17 protein-coding genes are annotated in these 21,605 nt (G+C 43.0%); 6 read left to right on the top strand and 11 right to left on the bottom strand.

Going from position 1 to position 21,605, the window contains the following annotated elements; translation table 11 throughout:
- Window positions 1-80: 80 nt before the first annotated feature.
- The 9 genes from CXM95_RS07220 to CXM95_RS07180 form a co-directional block, all read right to left on the bottom strand.
- Window positions 81-1,574 (bottom strand): extracellular solute-binding protein, encoded by a 1,494-nt coding sequence (locus CXM95_RS07220; protein WP_016613309.1) that lies wholly within the window; start codon window positions 1,572-1,574, stop codon window positions 81-83.
- Between the two features lie 3 nt (window positions 1,575-1,577).
- Complete coding sequence (locus tag CXM95_RS07215) at window positions 1,578-3,170, bottom strand: glycoside hydrolase family 43 protein (RefSeq protein ID WP_016613308.1); 1,593 nt, start codon at window positions 3,168-3,170, stop codon at window positions 1,578-1,580.
- Window positions 3,167-3,613, bottom strand: a complete 447-nt coding sequence (locus tag CXM95_RS07210; protein ID WP_008381512.1) for a DUF4064 domain-containing protein — start codon at window positions 3,611-3,613, stop codon at window positions 3,167-3,169. Before CXM95_RS07210 ends, CXM95_RS07215 begins: the two co-directional genes overlap by 4 nt.
- Complete coding sequence (locus tag CXM95_RS07205; RefSeq protein WP_016613306.1) at window positions 3,610-4,527, bottom strand: pectinesterase family protein; 918 nt, start codon at window positions 4,525-4,527, stop codon at window positions 3,610-3,612. The genes CXM95_RS07210 and CXM95_RS07205 overlap by 4 nt, the downstream gene beginning before the upstream one ends.
- The gene (locus CXM95_RS07200) at window positions 4,488-5,378 is read right to left on the bottom strand and encodes a dienelactone hydrolase family protein (protein ID WP_016613305.1); all 891 of its coding nucleotides are present in this window, start codon (window positions 5,376-5,378) and stop codon (window positions 4,488-4,490) included. Before CXM95_RS07200 ends, CXM95_RS07205 begins: the two co-directional genes overlap by 40 nt.
- Window positions 5,375-6,691 carry a glycoside hydrolase family 28 protein gene (locus tag CXM95_RS07195; RefSeq protein WP_016613304.1) on the bottom strand — a complete coding sequence of 439 codons (1,317 nt, stop codon included), beginning with the start codon at window positions 6,689-6,691 and terminating at the stop codon, window positions 5,375-5,377. The genes CXM95_RS07200 and CXM95_RS07195 overlap by 4 nt, the downstream gene beginning before the upstream one ends.
- Window positions 6,688-7,809: a glycoside hydrolase family 88/105 protein gene (locus CXM95_RS07190; RefSeq protein ID WP_016613303.1), complete on the bottom strand. Its 1,122-nt coding sequence runs from the start codon at window positions 7,807-7,809 to the stop codon at window positions 6,688-6,690. The genes CXM95_RS07195 and CXM95_RS07190 overlap by 4 nt, the downstream gene beginning before the upstream one ends.
- 166 nt (window positions 7,810-7,975) lie before the next feature.
- Entirely contained in the window at window positions 7,976-8,653 is a 678-nt protein-coding gene (locus CXM95_RS07185) for a YesL family protein (RefSeq protein ID WP_005236490.1), read from the bottom strand.
- Window positions 8,654-8,668: 15 nt separating this feature from the next.
- Entirely contained in the window at window positions 8,669-9,637 is a 969-nt protein-coding gene (locus tag CXM95_RS07180; RefSeq protein ID WP_008381525.1) for an ABC transporter permease, read from the bottom strand.
- Window positions 9,638-9,896: 259 nt separating this feature from the next.
- Between CXM95_RS07180 and CXM95_RS07175 the strand changes: the two genes are divergently transcribed.
- Window positions 9,897-10,784 carry a carbohydrate ABC transporter permease gene (locus tag CXM95_RS07175; RefSeq protein ID WP_008381527.1) on the top strand — a complete coding sequence of 296 codons (888 nt, stop codon included), beginning with the start codon at window positions 9,897-9,899 and terminating at the stop codon, window positions 10,782-10,784.
- A gap of 61 nt (window positions 10,785-10,845) precedes the next feature.
- On the opposite strand, the gene CXM95_RS07170 is transcribed toward CXM95_RS07175, so the two are convergent.
- Window positions 10,846-13,059, bottom strand: coding sequence for an AraC family transcriptional regulator (locus CXM95_RS07170; protein ID WP_101698939.1), 2,214 nt, complete (start codon window positions 13,057-13,059; stop codon window positions 10,846-10,848).
- Between the two features lie 162 nt (window positions 13,060-13,221).
- Between CXM95_RS07170 and CXM95_RS07165 the strand changes: the two genes are divergently transcribed.
- From CXM95_RS07165 to CXM95_RS07145, 5 genes are all read left to right on the top strand, one after another.
- Complete coding sequence (locus CXM95_RS07165; protein WP_086338117.1) at window positions 13,222-14,202, top strand: LacI family DNA-binding transcriptional regulator; 981 nt, start codon at window positions 13,222-13,224, stop codon at window positions 14,200-14,202.
- A 70-nt stretch (window positions 14,203-14,272) separates the two neighbouring features.
- Window positions 14,273-15,676: a tagaturonate reductase gene (locus CXM95_RS07160; RefSeq protein ID WP_086338116.1), complete on the top strand. Its 1,404-nt coding sequence runs from the start codon at window positions 14,273-14,275 to the stop codon at window positions 15,674-15,676.
- Between the two features lie 12 nt (window positions 15,677-15,688).
- A complete protein-coding gene (locus tag CXM95_RS07155) occupies window positions 15,689-17,200 on the top strand; it encodes a UxaA family hydrolase (RefSeq protein ID WP_016613301.1) in 1,512 nt (503 codons plus the stop codon).
- A gap of 20 nt (window positions 17,201-17,220) precedes the next feature.
- Complete coding sequence (uxaC, locus tag CXM95_RS07150; RefSeq protein WP_086372815.1) at window positions 17,221-18,609, top strand: glucuronate isomerase; 1,389 nt, start codon at window positions 17,221-17,223, stop codon at window positions 18,607-18,609.
- Window positions 18,610-18,619: 10 nt separating this feature from the next.
- On the top strand, window positions 18,620-19,291 hold the full coding sequence (locus CXM95_RS07145) for a rhamnogalacturonan acetylesterase (RefSeq protein WP_016621185.1): 672 nt from the start codon (window positions 18,620-18,622) through the stop codon (window positions 19,289-19,291).
- Window positions 19,292-19,483: 192 nt separating this feature from the next.
- Here the strand turns inward: CXM95_RS07145 and CXM95_RS07140 are convergent, their stop codons facing one another.
- Complete coding sequence (locus tag CXM95_RS07140; protein WP_158297428.1) at window positions 19,484-21,562, bottom strand: glycoside hydrolase family 36 protein; 2,079 nt, start codon at window positions 21,560-21,562, stop codon at window positions 19,484-19,486.
- Window positions 21,563-21,605 lie beyond the last annotated feature (43 nt).

Genomic DNA, 21,605 nt, shown 5'->3' with positions numbered 1-21,605 from the left:
GGTCTTCCAATCATTCAGCAGTAGCGGCTCCTCACTTCATCCATTCCTTCTCAACAGATGATCAGAACCTTTTGTGACCTTTATTGTTGTGAACGATAATCTTCCGTGAACTCATCAATGATTTGCTGTCCACCATTTCTTAAGAAGGTTTCGATCGCTGTATCAAACCCATCGATCTCGATTTCCCCAGTCATATATTGGTAGTAAGCGTCTGAGATTCCTTCAATCAAGCTTGACCATGAACGATCATAGGTTTCAGAGGTCAGCGATTGTGCAGGATTGATCACCGCAAATTCTTCATTTTCCCGAATCTTTTCATTGGCTAAGTTGACATATGGGTTGCTTGAAGGGAAAACTGTTACTAATTCTGATGGACGAGACGAAGAAAATGGTTGTACTTCTTGTTGCCACTTCGTATCATCTAAACGGACATAGACACCCTCATCATCAATTTCATAATGGACCCCTTCGATCCCTTGCGTCATCAAGGTAAACGGCTCTTCGTCCATCAAATCGTTGATAAATTTCAAAACAACACGTAAGTCTTCTTCGGTTTCAACATTGTTTTTCGGAATGGCTAACCAACCGCCCATTCCACCATTGGTATCAGAAAGGATACGACGTTCCACATTTTCATGGACGATATCATTGATCAAGACCCATTCCATATGCTCTTCATCAGTACCAGCTGCATCATCAATGTAGTTACGTACTTCTTGCAAACCACTCAATACAATCCCACCACGACCTTGAACGATATAGTTCTTCTGATCATTTTTCGCCATTACCGCAAAATCAGAATTCATCCAGCCGTTATCATAGATATTACGGAACCATTCCATTGCTTCTTTGTATTCTGGTTGCATAAAGGATGGCATCACTTCATCATCATCCGTGATCGTAAACCAATTGTCTGCACCAAAGTAACCTGAAAGTGAACGGAACCCAACATTAAAGGACTCATCACGTTCAACGAATCCGACCGTGTCATCTACCCCATTGCCATCTGGGTCTCCTTCTGTAAAGGCTTGTGCCACAGCTGATAATTCTTCTAAAGTCGATGGCACGTCCAACCCTAAATTGTCTAACCAATCTTTTCTTACGAGGACACCATAACGAGCGATCGGTTTTAGAAACGGTACACCATAGATATGACCATCGATCCGAGAAGATTCTAAGCGATCCTCAGAAATTTCTGCCAGATTCGGAAACTCTTCTAAATAGGGTTCCACATCCCAGAACATTCCAGATGCTAGCGAACTACGGACGGTTGTGTTATTGATTTCTGTCAAACTTACGATATCTGCTAAAGAATTTGACGCTAATGCTGCATTCAAGCGTTCTGTTTTTGATGCGTCCGGCACCCATGTAAAGTCGATCTCGACCCCTGTATATTCTTCTAACTTTTGTGTTACATCCCCAGACGGAGGTGAAGCGGTATGCAGCATTGCCATCCAAGAAATACTTGTTTTTTCATCACTTTCTGGTCCATCAGATGAACCTCCGCCATCGCCGCAGCCTGCTAAAAACAGTCCTGCACATAATAATAAACTTGCTACTTTCAACTTTTTCATTCGTTACCCTTCTTTCTCTATTTTTAGGGAATCATCATCGAGCGGATCTTTCCCTTGATACTTAAAGTACGTAAAATCGGCATAGCTTCCAGCAAAGTGATCTAGATCATGGGCACTGATTCCAATGAAATTCCCTGTAAAACCACCAGACAAGAACTGGATGTTTTGCTTTTTAAAGGGATGCCACGTTTGTGATTGCCGATAGAACCATTCTGCTTCTAGATAAGAACCGACTACTTTCAATCCGATCGGCTCACTTGAAGCAGCGAGGGGCAATTTATCTGGGAACAAGTGAAATTCTCCTTCACAACACCGAATCAGACGAAGGATCTTGCCGTCTTTTTCATCATAAGTCCCATAGAAAAACAAATAGTTTTCTTCGTTTAAGAACAGCGACAATCCAGCCATCTGATTAAACGATTGGGGGTGGTATTCCATCACTGTTTCAGCTTCAAAACAAAAGTCTTGTTGACGAATCGCCAATAAGTGCTTATGAAAGTTCGATTGCATCGATTCTCCGCCGATCAATCGCAAAAACCCTGGTCGCTTACTCAGATTGCACCACTCTTCATTGGGCAGCAATCGCCTACCGTTCCATGCTTTTTGCAATGATCCTTTAAAATCATCCATAAAAACAGCAGGTGATGCCCTTTGCTTCTGAGCGTCGCTAGCGAGTCTGATGGTTTGATCTGGGATCGTATCATCATTGCTAAGACGCAGCCATCCTTCGTGATCCCAATAGACGGTTTGGAGTGCCGTCTCTCGTCCAAGGATCGCTGCCTCTTCTACTGGCCGAGTCATCAAATAGCTCATGACCCATTCTCCTGATGGTGCAATCGTCAAACTGCCATGACCTGTACATTGAAAAGGGGAATCTTCGCGCTGATAGGCACGCATCATGGGAAAATGCGGATCTACTTCATAAGGCCCAGTGATGGTTTTACTACGACAAACCGTTACCGCATGACCTGCACCCGTTCCTCCTTCTGCCGTCAGTAAGTAATAACACTCATTGTGGTAATAAAGATGCGGTGCTTCAGTCTTCGCCAGCTGGCTTCCAGAAAAAATTGGCACTCTGTCACCGATCAAGCGGCCTTGTACTTCAGAGTATTCTTGGAGCACGATCCCCACCGATTTATTTGGTGTATCCTTACGATAATCCCAAAGCGCATTCAGTAACCAGATACGCCCCTCTTGATCATGAAACAAGGACGGATCAAAGCCACTACCATTTAAGTAAATGGGCTCACTCCATGGCCCATGAATCGTAGGAGCCGTGATGAGATAGTTTCGACAGTCTTTGAAGGGGCGTGTCGTGTTGCGAACATTTGTATAGACACAATAGTATTGTCCGTTTGCGTAACTGATTTGCGGTGCCCAAATGCTGCAATTTGCTGTGTTACCTAATAAATCCACCTGATTGGTCAGAATATCTGTTTCATGGGACCAATTGACTAGATCTCGAGAACAGTAGACCCGAATTCCTGGCAACCACTCAAAGGAAGAAACCGCTAAATAATAAGTATCCTCGACTTTTAAAATACTCGGATCAGGATGAAACCCTCTTAAAATCGGATTATTGATCACTGCCTTCATGCAACCCCTCCTTGTTTGCTGACTGTGTCCGTTGTTTTTTTGTTGTGTCGATCATCGCGATGGAGAAAACAAAAACCCGCCGCTAAAAAGAAACAAAAGGCAATCGGAAAAGCGATCATTTGACTACCAATCAATGTCACGACACCAGTCAAAAAATAAATAGCACAAGATTGCTTTCGATAATTACGATAGCGAACCAGCATCGTCGCCACTGAAACCAATATCAGGAGTGCCAACAGCGTGAAGCCAAACCAAGCACCGAGTGTTTGAAATTGCGCCAATGCTGCTTCTGCCGTCATTTGATTCAGTACAGTGGGAAACGCACGTTGAAAGATCTCTTCGAACTGCTGGACAGTCATTTGATTGATCGCCAAGGAAAAGCCGCCCATCAACACCAGAGCGAGAACCATCCCGATCCAGCCAGACCATTTTGCCTTGCTCATTTTTCTATCACTCCTTCGATAGTCACCCATTCAGGACGTTTGGGGCTTGATTGATAACAACACATTCGCTCCGTGAACGCGACCGTTTGGTGGTTTGCTGTTTTTCCCCAATCAGACCATCCGCAAGGGGCGAGCTGTTGATCAAAGCAGCAGGATAAAAAGGTTACTTTGGCTTCATTGCGCCAAGGGCGGCCTAGATAATAGGCTTTGTCCCCTGTCACCCGACACCGATCGAAGGTTAACCCGCTTGCTTGTTTGCTAGTTGAGGCAGCAGTAACGTAGTTCGTTTGTGGTGTATTTTTACAATGCAAGCGACACTCTTCAAAGGTGGCGGACCCACCGCCAAAAATAAAATCGACTGTTCCACTAATCCTGCAATGCAAAAACAAACTCTGTTGTTGGTCAAAGATTGTTTTTCGCCAAGGACTGATCATTGGTTCGCCTTCTTTGGTATATTTTGGCAATGGACCCAGACACAAGGTATCTTGAAAAGCATCGAGATGACAGCGTTCGAAGCGAATGTCATCCCCTTCGATATAGACGGCAACTGCTTGCCCGACTGCTTGCCCATACCCTGCGTCATTGATGATGGTCAGGTTTTTTACAAAGACTTCTCGGCTATTGATAAAGAGCGTCGCTGTTTGAAAGGTTCCTCTTTTTTGCCCATTTTCATCGGTTTGCTCGGCAGCCAAGTGGTAGCATAAGAACGTGTTAGGTTCCCCGATCAACGTAAGCTGGTTTTTATAGATTTTCACCTGTTCTTGATACACGCCAGAGGCGATCGTGATCTCACAAGGTGCGTTTAAGGCTTCAGCAGCCAACACGGCTGCTTGGATACTCGTAAAATCACCCTTTTGCGGCTCTTTACTAACCTTTAGCTTGATAGGAGGTGTTGTTTTAGAAATTCGATCCACTGCGCTCTCATCTCCTTGGTTTCTTCATGACCACCTGGCAAGCAACACGCCTGCCAATGCTCCTTGTAGCCTATTGCTTCATAATGCTGCCCGACCTGCTGATCCAAACGAGCGACGCCGCTTGAGGGGCAGCCACGATCCTCTTTGCCAACCAAACTTAAACGCGGGCGTGGTGCGATCTGTTTTTGGATCGCCGCAGTCGTAAAGTCTTTCAACACATTAGGAACATAATAGTAAAACCCATGTTTGCTTAGACGGTCCTCTTCGATCAATGCTTGATAGTCCACTTGTGCTGCCATGTCCACCACCACTGATATCCGTTCATCTAGCGCTGCCAACCACCAGCTCATCAAGCCCCCCATAGAAAGTCCCAATGTGGCGATAGCGGAACGTTTCACTTCTTTACGGGAAGCAAGATAGGTTAAAAACTGTTGATTGTCATAGATTCGTTGTCCCCATAATGTTTTGCCTTGCAACAGAAACCGCTTGTAGCTATCATTCTCACCGTTTTTTCGTTCGCCAAAGCCCCACATGTCGATCACTCCAACGGTGACGCCCAGCTTCATAAATGCAGCGAATAGGCTTTCTTTTTGCATATACGGTGGACTTTGTCGCAGTTCTTCTTTCCCCATCGTGAAGTCGCCGCCATGAGAATGATTGAACAAAACGAGTGGAGCAGGTTGCTGAGAGCTGGGATAAGCAAAGTATGCAGGGACATCCTCTTCTTGATTTAATCGTAGAAGTAAATGTTCCAAGGTATAATTTTGCACCTGCTCTTTTGTTTGCTGAACCACTTGTGGTGCAACTTTCATATCAGGACCTAGCAGCTGAAGTAACTGAGGATCCCTCACAAAAAATCTCCTTGAAATGCCAGAGGCTGACGATTCTCAAATGACTGTGTGACGGTGATTTCCCGGCTATTCTCGATATGGAACGCTTCAGTTACACCTTCCAAATTGATACGATCAAACTGAATATTCCGTCCACAGCCAATATAAAAACCTTGTTTTGTCATCTCTTCGATACCTGTCATCATCGCAGGCTTTCCTGGAATTGGGTGCTCAGCCATAGAGACGGCAATATCTTGGAAAGTGATATCTGAAATAAATTGTTCAGCCAAGCCATAAACAAACCCAGCGGCCGCATGGACATTCCGAGCCGAGATATTTGCAAAATGAATTCTCCGGAAATGAGGGGTTTCCTCGGTGATCGGGTACGGATTTTTATCCCAAACATACTTTTCTTTGCCTTTCGGTCCACAGAAATAGTAAAGATTTAAAGTGAATGGACAGATGACATTATCCATCACAATGTTATTCACTCGAATATCTTCGATCGTTCCGCCACGTCCACGACGTGATTTCAAACGAACCCCACGATCGGTATCTTGAAAAATACAATTACTAATAGTGACATTACGAATATCGCCGCTCATTTCACTCCCTAGAACGACGGCCCCATGCCCATGAAGCATATGGCAATTTACGATCGTGATATTCTCACAAGCGACCCGTTCTTTAGTGTCCTCCGTTCCTGATTTGATGGCGATGCAATCATCACCAACATCGATATGACAGTTACTGATGCGGACATTTTTACAAGATTCAGGATCGATCCCATCCGTATTTGGCGAATCCGCTGGATTTTTGATGCGAAGATTATCGATCGTTAGATTTTGACAAAGAATCGGATTGACGGTCCAACTGGGTGAATCGACAAGACGGATATCTTTCAACGTAATTTGCTGGCAAGAGTCAAAACTGATTAATTTTGGTCGTGGATAAGCAAGCTGTTCACGATTTTCCCGAAAGGTCTTCCACCATCTTTGCCCTTGCCCATCAAGCATTCCTAGTCCTGTGACAGCGATATTTTCCGCATTCTCGGCATATAAACAAGAGGCATAAACTTCCCGTTTGACCCCTTCCCAGCGAGACACGACGACGGGATAGTCTTTGGGATCATCAGAAAATACTAAGGTCGCCCCCAATAGTAGGTGCAGTTCAATGTTACTTTTTAAAAAGAGCGCACCCGTCGGATAGCGTCCTGCTGAAAAAGTGATTCTGCCTCCTCCTTGTTGATGCAATTCATCAATTTTTTCTTGAATCGCTTCTGTCAACAGACCTTCTTTTCCTTGTAAATCAGCTGTAGTCAATTGGATATTCATTTCTTGCTTCCTTCCTCCGTTAATGGTTGCAGCAGTAAACTCGCTTGTAAAAAGGCACCGTATCCTTTGAAATCATTCGTGATAACGGGTTCACTGATATAGTAAACAAACGTACCATCCCGATTATCTGGTCCACCAAGACCAGCAACTTCACAGTTTCTGATCAGATTCAACCAACCTTCTTTTGTTAAAAAGACAAACTCATCCAGCAATCCTTGATAGGTCTCTTGGGCAAACACTTGCCATTTTTGATCGATGATCCCTGCTTTGACCGCTTTCGCTGTTGCGTAACAAATCATTGAAGAAGCGGATGCTTCTAAATAATTCCCACGCTCCCTGCCTTTATCTAAGACTTGATACCACACTTTTTTCTGGGGATCTCTTACTTTAGCAAGAGGTTCTAGACAGGAGACAAACATGTTTTCTAATGGATTCTTCAGCTCTGATTCCCCTAATAGCACCATCGTATCTGTGAGAGCCATCATGAACCATCCCATTGACCGTCCCCAGAAATTTTTTGAACAACCGGTCTTGGGATCTGCCCACGGCTGGACTTTTTGTTCATCCCACGCGTGATACAAAAGACCCGTTTTTGGATCTAGGGTATGCGTAAAGCATAAGGTGAATTGCTTGATTACATCTGCCAATGCTTCTTCTTTATCAAATGTCAGTGCGTATTCTGTCAAAAATGGGGCCCCCATATATAAGCCATCTAACCACATTTGATACGGATAGATTTTTTTATGCCAGAACCCGCCTTCGCTCGTTCTTGGCATCTGCTGTAATTGTTGATACAGCGTGTCCAAGGCGATCTTGTATTTTGACGCTCCTGTTTCTTTGTATAGCAAGAATAAACATTTGCCATTATTGATGTAATCGATATTCATCGCATCCATCTGATAGTTTTTGATACGACCGTCTTCGTCAATATAAACATCCATCGTGTTTTGGATATAGTCGAAATAGCGTTTGTCACCAGTCTGTTCATAGGCTTCTTTCACGCCTTGCAAAACGACCCCGATGTCATAGGACCATTTTCCGTGATAAATTTTTTCTTTGCATAAGTAGTCATAGCGCTCAAATAATGTGTTCAAAGCAATTTCCGAATAGTTCTTCATGTACGATACTTCCTTTTATTGTAGTCTCCTCAATTCATAGAGCTGTTTCAATGAATCCGTTTTACTGGCTGTATTTCATGAGGGTTCAACTTGTTTTGCTATTTTTCAGGTGTTTTCTAGTGACCGTTTTGTTCACGGACCAGTAAAAGTCTTTGAGCCGTTTTCTTTAGATAATGACCTCATCTCCTTTACTGGCAACGGTTTGCTCCGTAGTCGATGCCGTTTTTGAAACCACCTGATCTGTTTCAATTGGGTGGATATCTTGAAGAATTTTTTTACCAGCAAGGGCAAAAACACCACCAACTAAGCTGCTCCCCATCAAAATGAGGCCGATCAAGAAATAGCTGCCAAGAACTAAATAGCCAACGATCAAAATCGACCAACTAATGATCGAATAATGCAGATAGCCTAAACCTAACAACGCACTCCCTCGCAGGATCTCAAACACGGTCACAAAGTTAGTGGCTGCCATGACGGTATACACGTGCATGAATAAAAAGAGAAACGCAATCAAAAAGAGGACATTCGCTACTTGGATAAACCATGGAAATGGCGCAAATATGTTGGTGATCACGATCGCTGCAATGATGAGAAACAACCAACTGATCAGCACCGATTGTCGGAACCGTTCTTTACTATAGTAGAAAAAACTTTTGATCAAAGGCGGTCGTTCGTGAAGACGAAGCCAGCGATCATAATATTTCATCATGGCATACGAGGCTGGTCCGATTCCCAAAAAGATTCCCCCCAGAAGTGTCACACTTAGCCAAAGAAAATGAAGGGCGATCAGGGTCAAAAACGCGGTTAGCCCATCGTTGATTTTCGTGATTTTCTCAATCGTCATATGATCCCCTCTTTCTTAATAGATACCATCTTCCCCAATTTTTTTCGCCAAACGATTCGCAAAAACAACGAGGATCAAACCTACAAGACCTTTAAACAGCCCAACAGCTGTCGAGTAACTCAATTGACCATTTTGAATCCCGGCGGTATAGACAAAGGTATCAAAGATTTGGGCAACCTCACGGTTCATTGAGTTCATTAATAGGAACATATGCTCAAAGCCCATATCTAAGATCGAACCGATTTTTAAAATCATTAAGGTCACAATCGTCGGACGAATACACGGCAACGTGATGTGCCACATTTTACGTAGTTTGCCAGCCCCATCCATATCCGCAGCTTCATAAAGCTGTTCATCAACATTGGTAATAGCGGCTAGATAGACGATCGTCCCCCAACCGGCACCTTTCCAAAGATCTTGGAAAATGTACATTGGACGTAGCCAAGTACGGCTAGTTAAGAATGGGATACGTTCCCCACCAAGACTTTCGATCATGTTATTGATCACACCGCCTTCAGTCGTCAACAGGACGTAGAAGATTGAAACTACGATCACCCACGACATAAAATGAGGCAAATAAATAATCGTCTGGATACTTTTTTTCAAGCGACGGTTATTTACTTCATTTAACATAAGCGCCAATAAAATAGGAAAAGGGAAGGAAATCGTGATATTTAAGAAAAACATGATCAGCGTGTTGCGCATCAACATCACAAAAGTATCTTCAGTAAAGAGCCGAATAAAATGAGTAAACCCAACAAAGGGACTGCCTAAGATCCCTAAGAATGGCTGGTAGTCTTGAAAAGCGATGACTAAACCGCCCATTGGAATGTAACGAAAGATAATAAAATATAAAATACCTGGCAATACCATAATATAGAGCGCACGATTTTTTCTGATTTGCGCCCATTTTTTCTTTTTCAACCGCAGTCGCTGTTCTTCTTCAGTAAGTGGCGAGAAGTAATTATCAACTTTTGTTTCCATACTTGTTCCTCCGAGTTTTTTTGATTTGATAGTCCCATGGTAGCGTGTAAGAAAGATAACGTATATAATCATTTTCTCAGCATTGGAAAGGCATACATTTTTTAGGATTATTTCTCGGTCGAATTGGAAAACCATTGATTTATCAACGTTTGTCATGATTGTGATTTTTTTAACATGTAAAAGTGATTATATACGTTGTCCCCGCCTCATGATACGTTGGAAATACCTATTTAAGTAAAAAAAGATGGAGGTTTTTCCTATGCAACAAACCCTAAAAAAAACGAACCGCCCGAAGAGTGAACGGGTTGTTCAAGGATTTATTATCGGTTTTCTACTACTCTTTACCTTAATGTGTCTCTTGCCTTTTCTGAACATTCTCGGAAGCTCCTTTGCTTCTTCTTCTGAGATTGCGACACGAACATTTATCATTATCCCACGTGAATTTAGCTTAAATGCTTACCGGTATATTCTCTCGACTCCCACGATTTTTACGAGTATTGGTGTTTCCCTTTTTGTGACCATCGTCGGAACGGTTCTTTCAATGATCTTGACCTCTTTTATGGCCTATGCTCTTTCAAGAAAATATTTGCATGGACGTGGCATCTTCAATTTTATTGTCGTATTTACGATGTTGTTTAGCGGAGGGATGATCCCAAGTTTTATTTTGGTACAAAGCCTCGGCTTGATCGATTCTCTCTGGGCACTGATCTTACCGAGCGCCATCAGTGCATATAATATGATCATTATGAGAAACTTTTTCCAAGGGATTCCTGATAGTTTAGAGGAATCCGCAAAAATGGATGGTTGCTCTGATTGGGGCGTCTTTTTCCGTATCATCTTACCTCTTTCCTTACCATCGATTGCGACGATCTCTTTGTTCTACGCTGTTAGTTATTGGAATACTTATCAATCAGCGATTTTGTACATCAATGATTCAGCGAAATGGCCGATCCAAGTGCTCCTTCGACAAATCGTGATTGTCTCCAGCGGGATGAACGCCGATGCCGCTAGTGTCGATGTTGTCCCCCCAGCACAATCCGTGAAAATGGCCGTGATCGTCGTTGCGACTTTGCCAATGTTGATCGCCTATCCATTTGTCCAGAAGTATTTCGTGAAAGGTGCCATGGTTGGTTCCGTCAAAGGGTAACCAACAGGCAGCAAAGAAAAAAAGCGTTTTTTGATCGTTGATCAAAAACGCTTTTTTTCTTTTAGTCTTTGGATCGTTTGCGATACTCTCCGGGTGTCATCTGTTCTTTCTTTTTGAAAAAGCGGATGAAGTTTTGAGAGTTGGTATATTGTAGGTTGGCGGCGATTTCTTTGATGGTCAAATCGGTTTCTCTTAACCACTTTTTCGCGACTTGCAATCGATAGTTTTGTAAGTAATCGGCAAAATTGATGGATAATTCCTTTTTAAACACATTACTTAAGTAATTGGCATTATAATGCAACTGTTCAGCAATGCTATCTAAGGAGAGATCTTGGTCGTATTGTTGGTGTACGATCAAGACCATCTTTTCAGACAAGGAGCGAATTTCTCGATCTGTTTTGGCTTGTGTCGTTTCAACGATAGGTAAAACTAACTCTTGATAGATGATTTGCTCAACTTTGAACAAACTGGTTTGGTTGAGCACGGATTGATAAACTTTACGACTATTCTGCAAGCTAGTATGATCTGCTCCTAAGAGTTGTCCTAGCTGAACGATACTGTTGATCAACTTAAACAAGGCACTTTCAATCGTCAACGGATTTTTGTTTTCATGAATGATTTCGCGTACGACTTCTGTGTAACTCGTTTTGATGGTCGCTAGATCCCCACTACGCATTGCATCCAAAAAGGTGCTTTCTTCTTCTCTAGGGTACTGAACGATCACGTTATTGTCTAATTGTGCCGCAATGTCGTCAAAAAAGATAATGACTTCTTCCCCTAAATTCATTCGATAGTGCAAGGCTTCTTTGGCGTTATCAACCGCTAATTTGGTTTCTACGAGGCGGTCGTAGGATTGTGAGACCCCACAACTTATTTTGATTTTCAAGTAATCTTTTGCTGCTTGATGGATCTTTTGACAATAGGTCAATACTTGTTTTTGGTCAACTGATTCAGGAAGCTTTAAAATTGTTCCTTGGGTTTCTTGACTGGAGATGATTGGCTGAAAACGCAAATTCGCCGGAATGATTTCAGAAACGAGATTCTCGATGGCAAGCAAGAAAATATCAATAGTCGCTGTTTCTCGTCCACACAAATCATCGATTTGAATCAGTAATACGGCAAAGTGTTCCGTTTCGGATACTTCATACCCAAATTGTGACAGTTTTAAGTGACTATCTGCTTCTGAGATACAGCCGCGGAACAAATTTAATAGAAACAAGGATTCTAACTCGGGCTTTTGGTGTTCAACTTTGACGGCGAGATCGTGGTTTTGATGTAAGACCTGGTCGATATCGGAAATCAACTGATTAACTTCTAATTTCTGACCTTGTTTTTTGGGCTTTAAAAGCTCTCCGATCCGATTGATGGGTGAGGTAGCCACGATCGCAATGCGATAGGATACTAATAAAAAGAGGATGATCAAAAGACTGCCAATCACGATCAAACCGCTTCTTAATTCACGGATTGCTTGCGAAACACTGGCAGGTGCCAGCCGGATCACATGATACCACTGATTGTAATCCGATTGTGTGACCACATACTTATTGTTTTCTTTGTCAGTGAAGATGCCATCGTCGTGGGCAGCTGCGATCATTGTTTCGTGTAAGTCAGAATCGATCACTTCACCATTATCGAAAAGTAGTTGTCCGTCCGCATGAAATATATTCAAAAAGGAATCGTCATGATCTGCCACCAACTGTGCAATGGTATGGTCTTGGATTTCAGCGATCCCCAAAGCAGTGGTTTCCTGTCGAAAAACAGGCAGCGTCATCACCATTTTTAAATAGCCATCTTCTGGCAACCAATACAAGTAGCGTTGGTTGTCAATCAACGCTTGAAAAGCAGCGAATTCAGTATCATCGATCTGTTTTAAGGAGCCTTCTTCGATTTTCCAATGCTGATTCAAATTCACCAATTGGTAGCTGGCGTTTTCGATCCCCATCACACCAATGTAAGCAAGTTGCGAATTGATCTCTCGCACTTGTCGATAATTCGTCACGGAAAATGGCTGTTCCATCGTATCGGAAAAGCTTTGAGTACTGCTATATGTAGAAAAGGCATACTCTACCATCTGAATTTTTTGATCCAGATTTTCTTTGACTTGGTTGACCAAATTATGTTGACTTTGCAAAAACGTTTCTTGAATGTTTTGATACGTTCGATGATAAATGACCCCACTAAACCCAATGATTAAAGCGCTACCAATTAGAAAAATCAAAATAAATATTTTATAAAACAAGTTGGATGTTTGATGATAGCTTAAAAAGAATTTCATAGACTCCCTCCCATTACCTAACTATCTTCTTTTATACTAGCACATCCCAGAAAAAGTTCCTATGTTATTTCGAAAAATGTTTCACGTGTGCATCCTTGGTGTATTGACATTCTCGTGGGAACAAGCTATGCTTGAATCAAGCAAAAAGGAAGAAGGTTTTCTATGGTCACGATCAAAGATATCGCCAAAGTCGCTGGTGTTTCACATACAACTGTTTCTCGTGCGTTAAACGATAGCCCATTAATCAAGCCAGAAACAAAAAAGAAGATCGCAGCCATCGCTGAATCTTTACACTATGTGCCCAATGTCAATGCCAAAAGTCTGGTGAATCAGAAATCTTATATCATTGGTCTTTATTTTTCTCATCTATCCATTGGTACTTCCGATAGCTTTTTAGTCGAAGTGATCAAAGGAATCAGTGATACCCTACCATCCGAATATACTTTGGCGGTTCATGAATTATTGCAATCCGATACATTTGATGAAGAGCCGAATCGCCTAGATGGAGCGATCGTGATGAGTCAAAGTGATCGTGATGACGGCTTTATCGCTGCTCTTTCAAAGAAAAACATTCCCATCGTCGTTTTGAATCGTCAATTGCAGGATGCAACCTTGATGAATGTCACTAGTAATGATGCCCAAGGGGTCTATCAAATGATGACCTATGTGCTTGAACAAGGCTTTCGAAAGATCGCCATGATCGAAGGGATCGCTTCCTTTGGTTCCGCTAGAGAGCGTCGCAAAGGATTTATGAAAGCGATTCAAGAAAAGCAGCTTGTCTGCCCGAAAGAATACTTCGTAGCTGGCGACTACTCGTTGGAAAGTGGTCAGCTGGGTGCCCAGCAACTACTCGCTTTACCTGAACCACCTGAAGTGATTTTTTGCGCCAATGATGATATGGCGATCGGGGCGATCAATGCCTGTCATCAAGCAGGACGAAAGATCCCAGAGGAGATCGGTATCATCGGTTTTGATGATAGTTCTTTTTCTCCCTATACGTATCCCCCTTTAACAACGATCCGCAAACCAGTCTATGAAATGAGTCAATTGGCAGCAACTCTGCTGTTGCAAGCATTTGCCAATCAAGTAGTTGAGAAACAACATTTCTTTGATACCTCGTTAATCATTCGTCAATCGCTGTAAGCCTCTTGTTTTCAAGAGCGCTTACGCAAAAATGTTAACGTGTGCATAACTATTTTTTAAGGAGGATTCTATGAAAAAAATTACCGAACAACCCCATCAAACCTATCCAGCCCGAGTGATTCAATTCGGGGAAGGCAATTTTATGCGGGGCTTTTTTAACTGGCAGCTGCAGCAAATGAACAAGCAAGGTCTTTTTAATGGCAGTGCCATTGTGGTACAGCCGATTGATCACGGCTTGAAAGAGCTGTTGGCACAACAAGAAAATCTCTACACCGTTATCTTAGAAGGACTTGTCGATGGCGCTCCTTCTCAAACATTTGAAGTCGTCTCCACCATTGATCAAGTGCTGAATCCTTATCAGCAATGGGAAGACTATCTTGCTTTAGCCGAAGATGAGCAACTCGAGATCATCGTTTCTAATACGACGGAAGCAGGTATTGCGTTTCACCCAGAGGATACCTTATACGATACCCCTCCCCACAGTTTCCCTGCAAAACTGACCGCTCTTTTGTATCGTCGTTTTCAACGACAAAAACCGGGATTTTTGATCATTCCTTGTGAATTAATCGATCGGAATGGTGAAAAACTAAAAGAGATCGTCTTACAATATGCCGCATTATGGTCTTTGGAGTCAGACTTCGTCAACTGGTTAGAAAAAGAAAACACCTTCTGCTGCAGCTTAGTCGATCGGATCGTTCCAGGATATCCTCGCGATAAAGTGGCACAATACCAAGAGATTCTTGGCTATGAGGATGCCGTAATGGTCACTGCGGAACCCTTTATGCTCTGGGTGATCGAAGGAAGCGGCGTAGCCGAAAAGCTTCCCTTGCAAGAAGCTGGGTTGAATGTGATCGTGACAGAAGATATGACCCCCTATCGTGAACAAAAAGTACATTTATTAAATGGTCCTCATACGGCGATGGTTCCACTCGGTCTTTTAGCTGGTTTAGAAACCGTTGAAGAAGTAATGAACGACCGTGATTTTGCAGCCTTTTTGGATGGTCTTTTTCTGGAAGAGTTGATTCCAATGCTTGATTTGCCTAAAGCGCAGCTTGCAGCTTATGCGGAACAAATCAAAGAGCGCTTCAGAAATCCTTATGTGAAGCATCAGCTGCAATCGATCGCTTTAAACAGCGTCTCAAAATTCCGTGCGCGTCTTCAACCAGTCTTAACTCGTTATGTCCAACAAAACCAGCAGTTACCAAAACGAATCACTGCCGCACTGGCAGGGTTGCTGACTTTCTATCTCACTCGACCTTTTCAAGATGATGACCTAGTGACAACCATATTTCAGCAAGTGAAACAATTACCAGCAGAAGAACAGATCGCCGCTCTATTAAAAAATGAGCAACTCTGGCATGCAGACCTGAGCTTTATGACAGCGACAATCAATGAAATGTGCGCATGTCTAAAACAAGACGGACCCCGCCAGTTACTTGCGTCGATTGACACCCCTGAGCCAAGTTTGAAATAAAGGAGAATCTTTATGTCCAGCACATTAACAGAAACACCCGCGCAACTATTGAAATTGCACCCTAATGATAATGTCGCAGTCGCATTAAAACCACTAGCTGCTAAAACGACCCTTTCATTTGAAGACCAAACGATCACCCTTTTTGAGGATATTCCACAAGGACACAAAATCGCCCTCAAAGATCTAGCACAATCACAAGACGTGATCAAATATGGCTATCCCATTGGACATCTTTTAGCTGACGTGAAAACTGGCCAATGGTTGCATACCCACAATGTCAAAACCAACCTTTCTGGTACCTTAGCATACACCTATGCCCCCGATTTGCATCCCGTCCGTTATCCAAAAAGGGCTGCGACGTTCCAAGGGTACCGTCGAGCAAACGGCAAAGTTGGAATTCGTAATGATTTACTGATCGTGCCAACAGTTGGTTGTATCAATGGTATCGCTGAGATCATTGTTGAAAACTTCAAGAAGAATCATCCAGATCTTGGCACCTTTGATCATATTACGATCCTTAAACATCCCTACGGCTGCTCCCAGTTAGGCCAAGATCATCAAAACACCCGTCAAATTTTAATTGATGCGGTGCATCATCCAAATGCCGGTGGCGTCTTGGTCTTTGGCTTAGGTTGTGAGAACAACACCGTTCCCGAGTTTAAGAAAAACCTGGGTGACTACGATCCAAAGCGCGTCAAATTTATGGTGGCACAGGAAAGTGACGATGAAATTGCGGTCGGCGAAAGCTTATTAGAAGAATTACTGGAAGCAGCAAAAGAGGATCAACGAGAAGCCGTTCCCTTGAGTGAGCTAAAGATCGGGTTAAAATGTGGGGGTTCTGACGGGTTTTCTGGGATCACCGCCAACCCTTTGTTAGGGGCATTTTCTGACTTTTTAGTTTCTCAAGGTGGCAGCACGGTCTTGACGGAAGTACCCGAAATGTTTGGCGCTGAACAAGTCTTGATGGCGCGTGCACAAGATGAAGCAACCTTTGAAAAAATTCTCCATCTAATCAACGACTTTAAAGATTATTTCCTTGCTTACGGTGAACCGGTCTATGAAAATCCTTCTCCTGGCAATAAGGCAGGCGGTATCACTACGCTAGAAGATAAGTCATTAGGCTGTACCCAAAAATCTGGGACTTCCGCTGTCGTCGATGTCTTAAAATATGGGGAAAAACTCCGTAAGCCAGGCTTGAGCCTGCTGGAAGGTCCAGGAAACGACCTTGTTGCCGCTTCTGCACTGGCTTCTGCCGATTGCCAACTCGTCTTATTTACTACTGGTCGCGGCACGCCATTTGGTGCCTATGTGCCGACCATGAAAGTTGCCACGAATCAAGAGATTTATCATAAGAAACCCCACTGGATGGATTTCAACGCTGGTCGCTTGTTGGAAGAGCCGATGGAGGTCGTGCTGGAAGACTTTATTCAAGCGATCATCGATACTGCCAGTGGAAAACCGACTCGTAATGAAGCCAACAACGTTCGTGAGATCGCCATCTTTAAAAATGGTGTGACACTATAACCAAAGAAAAGAGGTTCGACATGTTTTTAAATGAAAACTATTTACTGCCAAATGAAATTGCTCAAACCCTTTACCATGACTATGCCAAAGAGCTGCCGATTATTGATTACCACTGCCACCTAGACCCGAAAGAAATCTATGAGGATCGGCCCTTTAAAACTATCACCGAGGCATGGCTAAGTGGCGATCATTACAAGTGGAGATTGATGCGCGCTTGTGGCGTACCCGAAGAAGCGATTACGGGCAATGCCAGTGATTATGAAAAATTTTTGGCATGGTGTCAAACAGTGCCAAAATTGGTGGGAAACCCCCTTTACAGTTGGACCCATTTAGAGTTAAAGCGATTTTTTGCGATCGATCTTCCCGTTACTGAAGAAAATGCCGAAACTTTGTGGAGGCTATGCAACGAAAAATTGCAGCAAAAAGACTTTACCCGAAGAGCTTTGATTGCTCGCAGTAAAGTCGAGATCGTTTGCACCACAGATGATCCAGTCGATGATCTTCACTATCATCACCAATTAAGCCAAACAGAGCAACGTTTTCGGGTCTTGCCGACCTTTCGACCTGACAAAGCGTTACAAATCGACCATCCGAATTTTCTTACCTATGTTACCAAACTCGAAAAGAGTGTCGAAAACGCGATCACTACCTACGATGCTTTCTTGACAGCCTTGCGGGACCGTGTAACCTACTTTCACCAGCATCACTGCCGCTTGTCTGACCATGCGCTGGATACTTTAGTGTATGCTGCGGACGAACAGTTATCTCTTGAAGCAATTTTTGCCAAAGCATTAGCTGGAGAATCTTTGGAGGAAAACGAAGTCTCGTTCTTCAAAACCAATGTTCTAGTTGAACTGATGAAGCTGTATCACGAACATGGTTGGACGATGCAATTGCATGTCCATGCGTACCGTAACTGCAATCAACGAATGTTTGAGCACTTGGGACCAGATACGGGCTACGATGGCATCAATGATCAACCACTGACTCAAAACTTGCAGAAATTATTGAACGCTGCTGATGCGCAGGACCATTTGCCTCAAACGATTCTCTACTCCTTAAATCCCAATGACTATGATGCACTCGTCGCTTTGATGGGGTGCTTCCAGCAAGAAGGCAATAATAAATTGCAGTTAGGATCTGGCTGGTGGTATAACGACACCCGCGCAGGCATGCGTCACCAATTGACGAAATTCGCAGATGGCAGTGTGATCTTTAACTTTGTCGGCATGCTGACGGATTCAAGAAGCTTTTTGTCTTACACCCGTCATGAATATTTCCGACGCGTCTTTTGTGAATGGCTTGCTGAGATCGTTGTACGTGGTGAAGCACCTGCTGATCTTCGTCAGCTAAAACCATTAGTAGAAAATGTCTGTTATCAAAACGCCAACAACTACTTCAAATTTTAGGAGAAAGACAATGGAAAAAATCGTCATCGTCGGTGATTCCACCGCATCGATCAAAGAGCCTAGCGCTCGTCCAGAAACGGGCTGGGGTGAAAAGATCTCACGCTATCTCCCCCAGCATCAAATCGTCAACTTGGCAAAAAATGGGCGTTCCTCCAAAAGCTTCATTGAAGAAGGACGCTTGTTGCAGGCAAAAAAAGAACTATATGCTGGTGATTATCTCTTGATTCAATTTGGACACAACGATCAAAAAACAGATAGTCGTGGTACGACACCTGTAGAATATCAGCATAATTTAGCAACCTTCGTGCAAACGGCACGCCAGCAGCAAGCGACACCGATCCTATTGACCTCGATCACTCGTTTGCATTACGTGGACCAACAGCAACTTGATCCTTTGGCAGTCGGTCCTTACCCAGAAGCAATGCGTGCTTTGGCTACCTCCTTGGATGTGGTCTGTCTGGATCTTTTTGCCGCAACACAACGGTTCTTTTCAGCACTGGAACCACAACAGGCGAAAACCTATTTTCTTCATTTAGAAAAAAACCAGCACCCCAATTATCCAGCCGGCATTACGGATAACACGCATTTGAATAACCAAGGTGCTACAGCCGTCGCCAAATTAGTTGCCAAATGTTTGACAAATGCTCCATTACCGCTTGCACAACAAGTTTTGTTAGATTGAAACTCATTGTTCGTGTTGAATCTTCCCCATTTAGATTAGAAGAAACCATGTATCCCCCAAACTGGTTCGTTTCAGAATTTGAAAGTGACCGCTTAAAGTTAGCATTTTTCGTCTAACTTTGAGCGGTCACTTCCTCTATTCTACTTAGTTTAAAAGGCTATTTAATGATTGAATTTTGATAGAAAGAAAATGCTAACGAAGCTTAATGAGCATCGCACACCCCATTAAGGGAGAAGGAAAAGAAAGGTACCACTTATTTTTCTTCTTTTGAAGCTGGATTCCCTGGCATTCAAATCCACAGGTATGAAGAATCGTACGAAAATCCATAGGTAGTTCAACCATTGTTTGGTCAAAGTTATGAATGATGAGCAAGGCTTGATCACCAAGTTCCCGTTGAACGATTTGATAACCAGTTGGTTTTCGATAGGAAAGAATCTGACTTCGGACGACAGTTGTCGTTCCATCCTTGATCAAAGGACGACAGTGATCGTAAAAGACGAAACAATCATCAATCACTTTCCACTGCTCTTTGGAAAGCTCATTGATATCGCCGGATAGACATATTCTTCCTAAAAAGGTACTGATCAAAGAATAAAACAACCGTTGGGGTGAATCTCGCTTTCTAATGACCGCCCAAATCAGGCTTTGTCTCGGTAAAAGATGGTCATGCAAATTTGCTGCTATGATTGGGACACTGATTGCCTCATGAGCATCAGAAAAGCTCGACAGATCCGTCAGTTGGATCATTGAATACTCTAAGCGATGACCGCCTGACGAACAGTTTTCGATGATTAAATCAGGCAATTGCTGCTGAATACGCTTAATAAATGCCTGTGTTGCCAACAGCTGTAAGCGACTTTCTTCGCCAAAAGATTCCTTCCCATCAAAACCGATCCCAAAATTTTCATTATAATCGATTTTCAAATATCCGATATCATAGTACGTTAAAAAATTGATTACTCTCTCTTGTAAATAGTCAATGACCCAAGGATCTCGCATATTCCAAAAGCGTCGATTGCCGACGGTTAGAGGCTGTCCATCTTTATTCAATAGATGTTCAAAAAACGTACTGGCAACTGACTGATCTCCGACTGTTTCAATTTCAAACCAAATGCCCGGAATCAGATCATGCTGCTTGATAGCAGCGATCACCGTCTCTAATCCATTGGGAAACTGTGACGAACTTACTTGCCAATCAACATGACTACGTTCCCATCCATGTTGATTGGCATACCAGCCAGCATCAATGACATAATATTGAATCGCTTTCCCTTTTAAGGCAGCCAAATTTTTCAAAGTCATAGCTTCTGTTGGTCGTCCCCAAGATGTACAAAATTCGTTGAATTGGATTGCCAAATCCTCTTCCGTAGGATGCTGTTTTTGTGCCAAAGGTAACGTCAATATCTTTGTTAATCTTTGGGCGGCACTTGCTTCATTCCCGCAAGTGACGGTTAGGTATGCTTTTGGAGTGACAAAAACTTCACCCGGCATAACAGCTTTTAGCCAATGGCCATAATCTCGGTCTGCTAATCCACCCGACAAACAAAAATCCTCATCAAGACGATACGCATCAAACTGCCATGATCCTGGTTGCGCAAGACTAACTGCCCATGTAATATCCTTTTGTTTGTCATAGATTGCCGCTTGCGGAAACCACCCTCTAACTGGCATCGAACCCACTTGCCCAAATTTTTCTAATCCTACACCAGAAGGCTTCCATGAGGGCTCAAGCTGTAAGTCTTCAAGCAATTGTATGGTTTTACGCCCTTCAAAACTCCACTTGCTTTGATAGCGGATCAAGCTCAAATTGCCTATTGGATTCTCGTCATAAAATGGACTAAGATTACTCAATGAGAAGCTTGCCAACATTTCAAGCATCTGGGGAATCTTCGTCCGATTTTCAAAGGTCACATAAGTTTCTATTACTGGAAACCCTATCTGCCAGCTTACATTATGGGTATAGTGATTTCCTCTATCATCAGCTAAGATGGTAGCAATTTCTTTTTTATTCGATTCCTGTTTATCGATTTGTTTCACTAATCGAAGGCTTTTGACTGTTGCACTATTCCGCATCGTACTCCCTGTGCTGAACCCTTTTGGGTAATCATCACCTATCAGTTTTGCTTGAATCAAGGAATCAAATTTGGTCTTTTTAGGTAGCTGTACTTCATGATGCAAAGAAGTTGGGCTAAGGAGCCATTCCACAGATTCGGCGGATTGATAGTAGTCGATCGTCATATCGCCAAACACGACCGTGCGTAACTTTTGCATATAACGGCCTCCTTTCATTTGTATACTGCCTACTAATCGATTC

The sequence above is a fragment of the Enterococcus sp. CR-Ec1 genome, from assembly GCF_002850555.1.
Classification (GTDB): domain Bacteria; phylum Bacillota; class Bacilli; order Lactobacillales; family Enterococcaceae; genus Enterococcus_D; species Enterococcus_D entomosocium.
Note: the sequence above shows the minus strand (reverse complement) of the source record. Positions and strands in the feature narration are given on the sequence as shown.

Bases quoted from the DNA above. Each gene is read 5' to 3' on its own strand.
- CXM95_RS07220 (WP_016613309.1), bottom strand. From the start codon at position 1,574: ATGAAAAAGTTGAAAGTAGCAAGTTTATTATTATGTGCAGGACTGTTT.
- CXM95_RS07215 (WP_016613308.1), bottom strand. From the start codon at position 3,170: ATGAAGGCAGTGATCAATAATCCGATTTTAAGAGGGTTTCATCCTGAT.
- CXM95_RS07210 (WP_008381512.1), bottom strand. From the start codon at position 3,613: ATGAGCAAGGCAAAATGGTCTGGCTGGATCGGGATGGTTCTCGCTCTG.
- CXM95_RS07195 (WP_016613304.1), bottom strand. From the start codon at position 6,691: ATGAATATCCAATTGACTACAGCTGATTTACAAGGAAAAGAAGGTCTG.
- CXM95_RS07190 (WP_016613303.1), bottom strand. From the start codon at position 7,809: ATGAAGAACTATTCGGAAATTGCTTTGAACACATTATTTGAGCGCTAT.
- CXM95_RS07185 (WP_005236490.1), bottom strand. From the start codon at position 8,653: ATGACGATTGAGAAAATCACGAAAATCAACGATGGGCTAACCGCGTTT.
- CXM95_RS07180 (WP_008381525.1), bottom strand. From the start codon at position 9,637: ATGGAAACAAAAGTTGATAATTACTTCTCGCCACTTACTGAAGAAGAA.
- CXM95_RS07175 (WP_008381527.1), top strand. From the start codon at position 9,897: ATGCAACAAACCCTAAAAAAAACGAACCGCCCGAAGAGTGAACGGGTT.
- CXM95_RS07170 (WP_101698939.1), bottom strand. From the start codon at position 13,059: ATGAAATTCTTTTTAAGCTATCATCAAACATCCAACTTGTTTTATAAA.
- CXM95_RS07165 (WP_086338117.1), top strand. From the start codon at position 13,222: ATGGTCACGATCAAAGATATCGCCAAAGTCGCTGGTGTTTCACATACA.
- CXM95_RS07160 (WP_086338116.1), top strand. From the start codon at position 14,273: ATGAAAAAAATTACCGAACAACCCCATCAAACCTATCCAGCCCGAGTG.
- CXM95_RS07155 (WP_016613301.1), top strand. From the start codon at position 15,689: ATGTCCAGCACATTAACAGAAACACCCGCGCAACTATTGAAATTGCAC.
- uxaC (WP_086372815.1), top strand. From the start codon at position 17,221: ATGTTTTTAAATGAAAACTATTTACTGCCAAATGAAATTGCTCAAACC.
- CXM95_RS07145 (WP_016621185.1), top strand. From the start codon at position 18,620: ATGGAAAAAATCGTCATCGTCGGTGATTCCACCGCATCGATCAAAGAG.
- CXM95_RS07140 (WP_158297428.1), bottom strand. From the start codon at position 21,562: ATGCAAAAGTTACGCACGGTCGTGTTTGGCGATATGACGATCGACTAC.